1 protein-coding gene is annotated in these 11,832 nt (G+C 70.6%); it reads right to left on the bottom strand.

Annotated elements, in window-relative coordinates; all coding sequences use genetic code 11:
* Positions 1–11,832: non-ribosomal peptide synthetase (locus tag P3H15_RS51100; RefSeq protein ID WP_276144337.1), on the bottom strand; the 11,832-nt coding region annotated here is incomplete at both ends.

Raw genomic sequence — 11,832 nt, 5'->3', positions numbered from 1 at the left:
TTCGGACGACCCGTCGAGCCGGACGTGAAGATCACGTACGCCGTGTTCGCCGCGGACAGCGGCCGGAGTCGGTCCCGATCGGTGACGGGCGCGCTGCCGTACCGGGAGAGGTCCTCGGAGGCGACATCGATGACGGGGACCGAGCCGCTGTCGGCGAGTCCGGCGCCGCTGACCAGCACACATGCGGGCCGCGCGGTGTCGAGCACATACGCGGTGCGCTCGGCCGGATGGTCCGGATCGATCGGCAGGTAGGCGCCGCCGGCCTTGACGACGGCATGGATTCCGACGAGCAAATCGATCGAACGGCGCATCGCCACCGCCACCACCGACTCGGGGCCGACCCCCTGCTCGATCAGTCGGCGCGCCAGCCTGTTCACGCGGGCGTCGAAGTTCGCGTAGGTCAGCTCCTCCCGGTCGAAGACCACCGCGATCCGGTCGGGGTCCGTCGCCACCGCCGCGTCGACCAGCGACGCGAGGGTGCCGGCGGGCACGGGGTGCGACGTCGCGTTGGTGCCGGCGATCTGTTTCCGTTCACCACTGCCGAGGACGTCGAGGTCGCCGACCGCAGTGCCCGGACCGTCGACCGCCGCCCGCAGCACCTGCAGGAACCGCTGCCCGAACACCTGCGCGGACGGTTCGTCGAACAGATCGGCGGCGTACGTGAGGCGGGCGGCGATGCCGCCTGGGCCTCCCTCGGAGTCGAACTGTTCCATCAGGGTGAGTTGCAAGTCGAACTTGGCTATGTCCACGTCGAAGTCGACACCGCTCACCGACAGGTCGCCGAGTTCCAGGGTCGCCTGGTCGAGGTTCTGGAACGTGAGCATCACCTGGAACAAGGGGTGCCGCCCGGTGGACCGCGACGGATTGACGACCTCGACGAGGCGCTCGAACGGAACGTCGGCGTGGGAGAAAGCGGCGAGATCGGTCTCGCGCACGTCGGCGAGGAGTTCCGCGAACGTGCGCGTGCCGTCGACGTGCTGTCGCAGGACCAGCGTGTTGACGAACATGCCGATCAAGTCGTCGAGTTCGCGTTCGCCGCGGCCCGCAACGGGGGTTCCGATGGCAATGTCCGCGGAGCCGGCGAGCCGGCTCAGCAGCACCGCGAGCGCCGAGTGCACCACCATGAACACGGACGCGTTCGCATCCCGCGCCGCACCCAGCACCGTGCCGTGCAGGTCGGACGGCACGGTGAAGTCGACGGTGCCTCCCCGGTACGACGCGACCGCGGGACGCGGCCGGTCGGTGGGCAGATCCAGCTGATCCGGGGCGCCCGCGAGGGTCTGCGTCCAGAACGCGAGCTGCCGCGCCGACACCGAGTCGGGATCGGTGTCGTCGCCGAGGAGGGCCCGCTGCCACAGGGCGTAGTCGGCGTACTGCACCGGCAGCGGCGCCCAGTCCGGGCTCGTGCCCGCCGACCGCGCCGCGTACGCCGCCATCACGTCCCGCACCATCGGCGCCATCGACCAGCCGTCGCCGGAGATGTGGTGCACGACCACGGCGAGGACGTGCTCCGTCGCGGAGATCCGGAAGATCCGCACCCGTACCGGAACCTCCGCGGTGACGTCGAACCCGGTAGTCACCAGGTCTGCGATCAGCGCAGGCAGCGCGGTCGCGTCGGTCGCGACGACGGACGCTGTGTCACCGACCCGGTCGGCGGACAGGATCATCTGGTGCGGGCCGTCGGCGGAGTCCGGGTAGATCGTCCGCAGCGACTCGTGCCGGTGGAGGACGTCGGTGACCGCGTGCTGCAGTGCGTCGACGTCCAGAACGCCCGACAGCCGGACCGCCACGGGGATGTTGTGCACGGCGGAGTTCGGGTCGAACCGGTTGAGGAACCACATCCGTTGCTGCGCCGAGGACAGCGGGAGTCGTTCGGGGCGCACTGTCGGGGTCAGCGCCGGGCGGGTGGGTGCGGTCGCGTCCGTCGAGTCCAGCAGCGACGCAAGGGCGCCGACGGCGGGCGCCTCGAACAGGGACCGGATCTCGACGCGGCGACCGAGCGTCTCGGACAGCCGGGCGACCACCCGGGTGGCGACGAGGGAGTTGCCACCGAGGTCGAAGAAGTTCGCGCCGGTGCCGACTTCCTCGACGCCGAGTACGTCGGCGTACACGGCGGCGACGATCTCCTCGGTCGGTGTTGCGGGCGCGCGGTATTCGACTGCCGTCGAGGCGAAGTCGGGTGCGGGGAGCGCCTTGCGGTCGAGTTTCCCGTTCGCGGTCAGCGGCAGTTCCGCGAGCACGACGAGGGCGGCGGGCACCATGTAGCTCGGCACCGCGGCGCCGACGTCGGCCAGCACCGCGGCAGGGTCGACGGTCGAGCCGTCCTCGGGGACCACGTAGCCGACCAGGGCGGTCCCGGTGTGCGGGTTCCGGTGGGCGACCACGACCGCCTGCCCCACCCCGGCGGACCGCACCAGCGCCGATTCGATCTCGCCGAGTTCGATGCGGAATCCGCGGACCTTCACCTGGAAGTCGGAGCGCTCGAGGTACTCGAGGACCCCCTTCGCGTCCCGGACGCGCCAGCGGACCACGTCACCGGTGCGGTAGAGCCGTGAACCGGGTGCACCGAACGGGTTGGCGACGAAGCGCTCGACCGTCAGATCGGTGCGGGCCACGTAACCGCGGGCCAGCTGGTCACCGGCCAGGTACAGCTCCCCCGCCACCCCGACGGGGACCGGGTTCAGCCGGGCGTCCAGCACGAACGCCTGCGTGTTCCATTCCGGTCCGCCGATAGGGACGGTGTCGGCGTCGCCGTCGGTGTGGGCCCAGGCGGTCACGGACACGGCCGCCTCGGTCGGCCCGTACAGGTTGTGCAGGGCGACGGAGCCGAACCGGCTGCGGAAACGGGCGGCCGTGTCGACGGGCAGCGCCTCACCGATGCACAGGACCCGGCGCAGGGCCGGCTGCTCCCCCGCACCCGGGGTGAATGCCTCCAGCAGGGACGGCACGAAATGTGCTGTCGTGACGCGCTGCTGGCGCATCAGGTCCGCCAGGTAGGCCGGGTCGCGGTGACCGTCCGGCCGGGCGATGACGAGCCGGGCACCCGCCGTCAGCGGCCAGAACAGTTCCCACACCGACAGGTCGAACGTGACCGGCGTCTTCTGCACGACCGCGTCGGTGGTGTCGAGCGGGTATTCGTGCTGCTTCCAGCGGAGTTGGTTCGCGATGGCGGCGTGCGGCACCGCGACGCCCTTGGGTCGGCCGGTGGACCCGGACGTGAAGATCAGGTACGCCGTGTTCTCCGGTCGCAGCGGGGCGCGGCGGTGCGCGGCGGTCACCGGTCCGCGCAGGGCGAGGTCGAGGGTATCGATCTCGAGTACGGGGACGTTCTCGGCGGTGAACCCGTCCGCGGACGTGGTGAGGATGCACACCGGGCGTGCCGTCTCCAGCACGTACGCCAACCGGTCTGCCGGATGGCCGAGATCGATCGGCAGGTACGCGCCACCGGCCCGCAGCACCGCGTACATCCCGGCGAGCAGTTCGATCGACCGGTTCATCGCCAGCCCCACCACCGTTTCCGGCCCCACGCCGGCATCGATCAGCCGGTGGGCGAGCGCGTCGACGCGCCGGTCGAACTCGGCGTACGTCAGTTCGGTGCCCTCGAAGAAGACCGCGGGGTCGTCGGGTGTGCGCGCCACCTGGGCGGAGAACAGATCGGCGAGCGTCGTCGGCGGCAGATCGACAGCGGTGTCGTTGAATTTCATGATCACCGACTGCCGTTCGGCGTCGTCGAGCAGGTCGATGGCACCGACCGCGAGGTCCGGGTTCTGCACGACCGACCCGAGGATGCGGGTGAACCGTTCCGCGAACGCCCGGACCGTCGCGTCGTCGAAGAGGTCGGTGGCGTAGGTGAAGTGGGCCTCGATCACGTCCGGGGTGCCGTCCGCGTCGTGCTTCTCCGACAGTGTCAGGTGCAGATCGAAGTTGGAGACCGTGTTCGGCACGTCGAGACCCTCGACGTGCAGGCCGGGAAGTTCGAGTGTGGTGGTGGCGAGGTTCTGGAACGAGAACGCCACCTGGAACAGCGGGTGGTGCGAGCGCGAGCGTGCCGGGTTCAGCACGTCGACGAGGCGCTCGAACGGGATGTCCGAGTGCGCGAACGCGCTCAGGTCGGTGGACCGTGCGACGTCCAGGCTGTCCGCGAACGAACTCTCGAGGTCGACGTGGGTGCGCAGAACCAGGGTGTTCACGAACATGCCGACGAGTTCGTCGAGGGACTCCTCGCCGCGGCCGGCGATGGGCGCGCCGACGGCGATGTCGGACTCGTTGCTCAGTCGCGCGAGCAGCACCGCGAGCGCGGTGTGCATGACCATGAACAGGGAGGTGTTCCGACCGCGCGCGAGGGTCAGCAGTGCGCGGTGGGTGCCGGCGTCGATGGTGAACGGCACGTGCGCGCCCCGGTGGGAGGCGACCGCGGGCCGGGGGCGGTCGGTCGGCAGGGACAGCCGGTCCGGCAGCCCGTCCAGGGTGCGGGTCCAGTAGGCGATCTGTTCGGCGGCAACCGATTCGGGATCGGACTCGTCGCCGAGGAGTTCCCGCTGCCACAGGCTGTAGTCGGCGTACTGCACCGGCAGCGGCGTCCACAGGGGGACGTGTCCCTCGGTGCGGGCGGTGTAGGCGAGCATGACGTCGCGGGCCAGCGGGGCGAGCGACCAGCCGTCCCCCGAGATGTGGTGGGCGACCATGACGAGCACGTAGTCGTCGGCGCCGACGCGGTACATCCGCGCCCGCAGCGGCACGTCCGAGGTGACGTCGAAGCCCGTCGTCACGAGCGCGAGCACCCGCCCGAGGACGTCGTCGGGGTGCGCCGGCACCGGGGTCAGGTCGGGCACCGCGTCGGCGGCGGGCACGATCACCTGGTGCGGGCCGTCGGCGGAATCGGGGTAGACGGTGCGCAGCGCCTCGTGCCGTCCGATGAGATCGGCGATCGCGATCTGCATGGCGCGCAGGTCCACCTCACCCGACAGCCGGAGTGCGACCGGCAGGTTGTAGGCCGGTGACGCGGTGTCGAACTGGTTGATGAACCACATCCGCTGCTGGGCGAGCGACAGCGGAATGTGTTCGGGGCGAACCCTCGCCGTCAGTGCGGGCCGCCGCGCGCCGTGGGTGGTGGTCTCGGTGATCCGCGCCGCGAGCGCAGCGACGGTGGGCGATTCGAACACCTCACGGACCCCGACGTGCACGTCGAGGGCGGCGTTGATCCGCGACACCACCTGGGTTGCGAGCAGCGAGTTGCCGCCGAGGTCGAAGAAGCTGTCGTGGATGCCGATCTCGGGCAGGGCGAGGATGTCCGCGAAGATGCCGGCGACGATCACCTCCATCGGGTTCCGCGGCGCCTCGAACGTCGTGGCCGCGGCGGCGAAGATCGGTTCGGGCAGCGCGGACCGGTCCAGTTTGCCCGCCGGGGTGAGCGGCAGGGCGTCGAGGAGGGTGACGGACGCGGGGACCATGTACGCGGGCAGGGTGCGGCCGACGAAGTTCGCGACCTCGACGCGGTCGACGTCCTCACCGGTGAACGGCAGCACGTACGCGACGAGGGAGGTCTCCCCGTTCGGGTGCTCGTAGCCGATCGTGGTGGCGTATTCGATCTGCGGGTGTGCGGTGAGGGCTGCGTCGATCTCGCCGAGTTCGATGCGGAATCCGCGGATCTTCACCTGGTGGTCGGTGCGGCCGACGAAATCGAGGACGCGGTTCTCCCGCCAGCGGACGAGGTCGCCGGTGCGGTACATGAGGTCGCCGGGCTCGCCGTACGGGTCGGCGACGAAGCGTTCGGCGGTCAGTCCGGGCCGTCCGAGGTAGCCGCGGGCCAGGCTCGGTCCCCCGACGTACAGTTCGCCCGGCACACCCACCGGCACCGGACGCAGCCGCCCGTCCAGCACGAGTGCCCGCACCCCGCGGCTCGGGCCGCCGATGGTGACCGGTTCGCCGGCGCGGAGGGGTTCGGTGATGGACGACATGATCGTCGCCTCACTGGGGCCGTATGCGTTGACCATGCGGCGTTCGGGCGCCCAGCGGGCGACCAGTTCCGGCGGGCACACGTCACCGGCGACGACGACCACGGCGAGGTCACCCAGCCCGCGGTGGTCCACCGACGCCAGCGCCGCCGGGGTCGAGAACGCATGGGTGATGCGTTCGGCCGCGAGCAGTTCCGCGAGTTCCGATCCGCCGTAGATCGTGGGCGGCGCGATGACCATCGTGGCTCCCGCGCCGAGTGCCATCAGCATCTCGAACACGGAGGCGTCGAAGCTCGGCGACGCGAAATGCAGTGTCCGCGAAAGGGACGTGACACCGAGCAGCTCGCGCTCGTCGGTCACCAGGTTCATCAGACCGCGGTGCGTCACCGCGACCCCCTTGGGCCTGCCGGTCGATCCCGACGTGTAGATGACGTACGCCACCTGGTCGGACAGGATCGGCCGCATGCGGTCGCGGTTGGTGAGCGGCAACCGGGACTCGTGGGTGCAGTGCACCTCGAGTGCCGGGTCGTCGAGGAGCATCCACCGGATCGAGTCCGGGAGCAGTTCCCGCTTCCCGGACACGGTGATCCCGACCATCGCGCCGGAGTCCTGCACCATGTGCAGGATGCGGTCCGCGGGGTAGCCGGGGTCGACGGGCACGAAGGCGGCACCGGTCTTGGCCACCGCCCAGACGGCCACCACCGATTCGAAGGACCGGGGCAGCGCCAGCGCGACCCGGGTTTCGGGTCCCACTCCCCTGTCCACCAGCAACCGGGCCAGCTGGTTCGACCGTTCGTCGAGGTCCCGGTACGTCAGTCCGGCACCGTCGAAGACGACGGCGAGGCCGTCGGGTGCTGCGGCGACGGCGTCGGCGAGGATCTCGGGCAGCAGCTGCACCGGTCGCGGGTCGGCGCCGCGGACCGGGGTGAGCGCCGCGTATTCGTCTTCGCCGAGAACGGGGATGTCGCCGATCGGCCGCTGCGGGTCGGCGACGACCGCCTCGAAGATCCGGCGCAGCCGGGTCGCGTACCCGGCGGCGGTGCTCTCGTCGAAAATGTCGGTCGCGTAGATGAGTTCGGCGTCGATGCCCGCCGGCTCGGTCGTGTCGTCGAGCCGCTCGGTGAGCGTGAAGTGCAGGTCAAACTTGGCGATGCTCGCGTCGAGGGTGAGCGGCTCGACCGACAGTCCGTCCAGCTCCAGTCCGTCGGCGGACACGGCCTGCACACCGAGCGCCACCTGGAACAGCGGGTGGTGCGAGGTGGATCGGACCGGGCTCAGGACCTCCACCAGCCGCTCGAAGGGCAGGTCGGCGTGGGCGAACGCCTCGAGGTCGACGTCCCGCGCCTGCTCGAGCAGCGACACGAACGACGCTCCCGGATCCAGCGTCGTCCGCAGGACGAGGGTGTTGACGAACATGCCGATGATGTCGTCGAGTTCGACCCGGCCGCGGCCCGCGACGGCGGTGCCGACGGCGATGTCGGCGGTGGTGCTGAGGCGCCCCAGCAGGACGCTGAGCGCGGCGTGGGCGACCATGAAGATGCTGGCGCCGTGCGCCCGTGCCAGCTCGGCCAGGGCCCGGTGCGTGCCGGCGTCCAGGGTGAAACGGGTCGCCGCACCCCGATGCGACGGCACCGCGGGCCTGCCCCGGTCGCCGGGCAGGTACAGCTGGTCCGGGACACCGGCGAGCGTGCGGGTCCAGTAGTCCAGTTGCGCGGCGGCGAGGCTGCCCGGGTCGGACTCGGCGCCGAGCACTTCCCGCTGCCACAGCGCGTAATCGGCGTACTGCACCGGCAACGGCGCCCAGGTGGGCGGATGGCCCGCGGCACGGCTCGCGTACGCGATCATCACGTCGCGGATCAGCGGTTCCATGGACACGCCGTCGGCGGAGATGTGGTGGACGACGAGGGCGAGCACGTGCTCGGCGTCGCCCAGCGAATACACCTTCACCCGCAGCGGCACGGCCTGGGAGACGTCGAAACCGGTCAGGAGGAACTCCTGGAGATCCGCGCGCAACCCGGTCTCGCTCACGTGGACCGGTACGACGTCGGGGGTGAAGTCTCCGGGTTCGAGGATCACCTGGTGCGGCCCGCCCCGGGAATCGGGGAAGACGGTCCGCAGCGATTCGTGGCGGGCGATCAGGTCACCGATCGCCGCGGCCAGCGCCGCCGTGTCCAGCGGGCCGGTCAACCGGACCGCTGCGGGCAAGTTGTAGGCGGGTGAGGACGTTTCGAACTGGTTGAGGAACCACATCCGCTGCTGCGCCAGCGACAGCGGGATCCGGTCGGGGCGGACCGCCGCCGTCAGTGGTGCGATCGCGGTGGACGGATCGTGCTGGTCGAGTCGCCGGGCCAGGGCCGCGACGGTGGGGGCGTCGAACACGTCGCGGATCGCGATCCGCGTCTGCGTCGCCACACCGATGCGGGTGCTGAGTTTGGTGGCGGACAGCGAGTTGCCGCCGAGGTCGAAGAAATTGTCGTCGACACCGACGCGGGGAACGCCGAGGAGTTCGGCGAAGACGGCTGCCACGACACGCTCCGACGCGGTGCGCGGCGCCGTGTATTCCGCCTTCCCCGCGAATACCGGTGCGGGCAGCGCGTTCTGGTCTACCTTGCCGTTCTGCGTCAGTGGTAGTTCGGTCAGCGGGACCAGCAGCGACGGAACCATGTAGGAGGGCAGGCTGCCCGCTGCCTCGGCCAGGACGGCGTCGCGGTCCAGTGCGATGTTGCCGCGCGGCACGACGTACCCGACCAGGTGCTCGCCGGTGTGCGGGTCCGAGTGCGGGACGACTACCGCCTGGTCCACGTCCTCGTGTCGGAGCAGCGCGGAGACGATCTCGCCGAGTTCGATGCGGAATCCGCGGACCTTCACCTGGAAGTCGGTGCGCCCGAGGTATTCGAGCAGGCCCGCCGCGGTCCAGCGGACGAGGTCGCCGGTGCGATACAACCGTGCGCCGCACGTCGAGAAGGGGTCGGCGACGAAGCGTTCGGCGGTGAGGTCGGGGCGGCCCAGGTATCCGCGGGCGAGTTGGACACCGCCGAGGTACAGCTCTCCCGCCACCCCGGCAGGCACCGGACGGAGGCGGTCGTCGAGGACGAGGGTGCTGGTGTTCCAGACGGGCAGGCCGATCGGGACGGTGTCGGAGTTGTCGGAGCGGGCCGCGAAGAACGTGGTGGTCACCGCCGCCTCGGTGGGTCCGTACGTGTTGTCGATCTCGGCGGGATGGGACACCCGGAAGTCGTCGATCGTCTCCGGGGACACCGCTTCGCCGCCGACCAGCACGTGCCGCAGCGCCGGCAGACCGGTCAGGCCGGGCCCGGACGTGAGGGCCGCCAGCATCGCCGGCACGAAGTGCACGACGGTGACGCCGTGCGTGCGGAGGACGTCCGCGAGGTACTGGGGGTCGCGGTGTCCGTCGGGTTCGGCGATGACGAGCCGGGCGCCGGCGGCGAGCGGCGCGAAGCATTCCCACACCGACACGTCGAACGTCACCGGGGTCTTCAGCAGCATCGTGTCGGCGGTGCCGAGCGCGTACTGCTCACGCAGCCACTCGAGTTGCCCCGTGATCGCCGCGTGGGAGACGGCCACGCCCTTGGGCCGTCCCGTGGATCCGGACGTGAAGAGGATGTACGCCGTGTTGTCCGGGCGCAGCGGTGCGATCCGTTCGCCGGCACGGATCGGTTCCCCGCCGAACGCGGCCGGGTCGAGGTCGTCCGGTGCGATCGCTCGCACTCCGTGCCGGGTGGCTTCGGTCTGCGTGAGCCGGTCGCTGCCGGTGAGCACGAGGGACGCGCCGGACTGTTCGACGATGTCGCGGTTGCGCTGTTCCGGTTGACCGGGGTCGAGTGGGGTGTAGGCGCCGCCGGCCTTCACCACGGCGTGGACGGCGACGAGCAGGTCGAGCGACCGCGGGATCTCCACCGCCACGACGACGTCGGGGCCCACACCGTCGCCGATGAGCCTGCGTGCGAGGCGGTTCACCCGGGCGTCGAACTCGGCGTACGTCAGGGTCGTGTCGCGCCAGAGCACGGCGGGGGCGTCCGGGGTTGCCCGTACCTGTTCGTCGAGCAGACCGGTGAGGGTGGGGTGCACGGTGTCCCGTGTCGCGCCGTGCGACTGGGCGAGGAGACGCAGCCGGGTGTCGTCGCCGAGCAGGTCGAGGTCGCCGACCGGGATTCGCGGATCGCAGGCCAGCCCGGTCAGGACCCGGAGGTAGGACTCGCCGATCCGCAGCGCGGTGTCCGCGTCGAAAAGGTCCTTGGCGTAACCGAGTTCGAGGTCGAGGCCCGCCGGGTTCCCGTCCTCGTCGTGGCGTTCACCGAGCACGAAGTTCAGGTCGAACTTGGCGATCGGCGACTCGATGTCGAGTGCGGACACCTCCAGTCCCGGCAGTTCGAGGGTCGGCGTCTGCAGGTTCTGCAGCGCGAGCGCCACTTGGAACAGCGGGTGGAACGCGGTGGAGCGGGTCGGGTTGATCGCGTCGACGAGTTGCTCGAACGGCACGTCGACGTGGGAGAACGCCTCGAGGTCGACGCGCCTGACCTGGTCGAGCAGTGCGGCGCCGGTCGAGTCCGGCCGCACGTCGGTGCGCAGCACCAGCGTGTTGACGAACATGCCGACGAGTCCGTCCAGGGACTGCTCGCCGCGGCCCGCGACAGACGTTCCGATAGCGACGTCCGCACCGGCACCCATCCGCGACAGCAATGCGGCCAGCGCGGCGTGGACGACCATGAACAGGCTGGCGTGGTGGGCGCGCGCCAGGTCCTGCAGGCGCTGGTGGATGTCGCCGTCCAGGGTCAGTCGCGCCGTTCCGCCGCGGTGCGACGGTGCCGGTGGACGGGGACGGTCGGTGGGTAGTGCGACCTGATCCGGCAGACCCGCCAGTGTCCGCTTCCAGTACGCGATCTGACCGGCGGCGAGCGACTGCGAATCGTCGGCGTCGCCCAGCAGGTTCCGCTGCCACATCGCGTAGTCCGCGTACTGCACCGGCAACGCGTTCCACGCCGGGACGTCGCCGGCGGTCCGGGCCGCGTAGGACGTCATCACGTCGGAGGCGAGGGGGATGAACGACCAGCCGTCCGCGGAGATGTGGTGGACGACGAACAGGAGGATGTGCTCCGACCGGCTCTCGCGGAACAGGTGGACCCGCAGCGGGAGGTCGGTGGAGACGTCGAACCCGGTGGAGGCGTGGCGCACGATCGCGCCGGTGAGGTCTTCACCGGACAGGCGGATCGGCGTCAGATCGAGGGGGATCGACTCCACCGGGGCGATCACCTGATGCGGACCGTTCTCGGTCGCCGGGTAGACGGTGCGCAGTGCCTCGTGGCGGGCCAGGACGTCGCCGAGTGCGGCGCGCAGGGTGGCGACGTCGATCCGGCCGGACATGCGCAGCGCGAGCGGAATGTTGTAGGCGCCCGAGGAGGTGTCGAACTGGTTGAGGAACCACATCCGTTGCTGCGCCGGCGACAGCGGGATCGTCGCGGGCCGATCACCGGCGACGAGGGCAGGTCGCTCGGCCGTCGTGTCGGACGCTGCGGCGGTCGCGAGTGCGCGCACGGTGGGGTTGTCGAACAGGGTGCGGACGGAGATGCGTGTTCCCAGTGCCGAACCGACGCGGGAGACCACCTGGGTGGCGGACAGCGAGTTGCCGCCGAGGTCGAAGAAATTGTCGTCGAGTCCGATGGACGGCTCCCCCACGACGTCGGCGAAGACGGCGGCGATCGCCTGTTCGGCCGCAGTCTGCGGTGCCGTGAACGCGCTGCGGCGCGTGAAGACGGGTGCGGGCAGGGCGTTGCGGTCCAGTTTGCCCGCCGGCGTCAGAGGCAGCGAATCCAACACCATGATCGACGACGGCACCATGTACCCGGGAAGACGCTCCCCG

Source organism: Rhodococcus sp. T2V, from assembly GCF_029269925.1.
Lineage (GTDB): Bacteria > Actinomycetota > Actinomycetes > Mycobacteriales > Mycobacteriaceae > Rhodococcus_F > Rhodococcus_F koreensis.
This window is presented reverse-complemented; position numbering and strand designations above follow the sequence as displayed.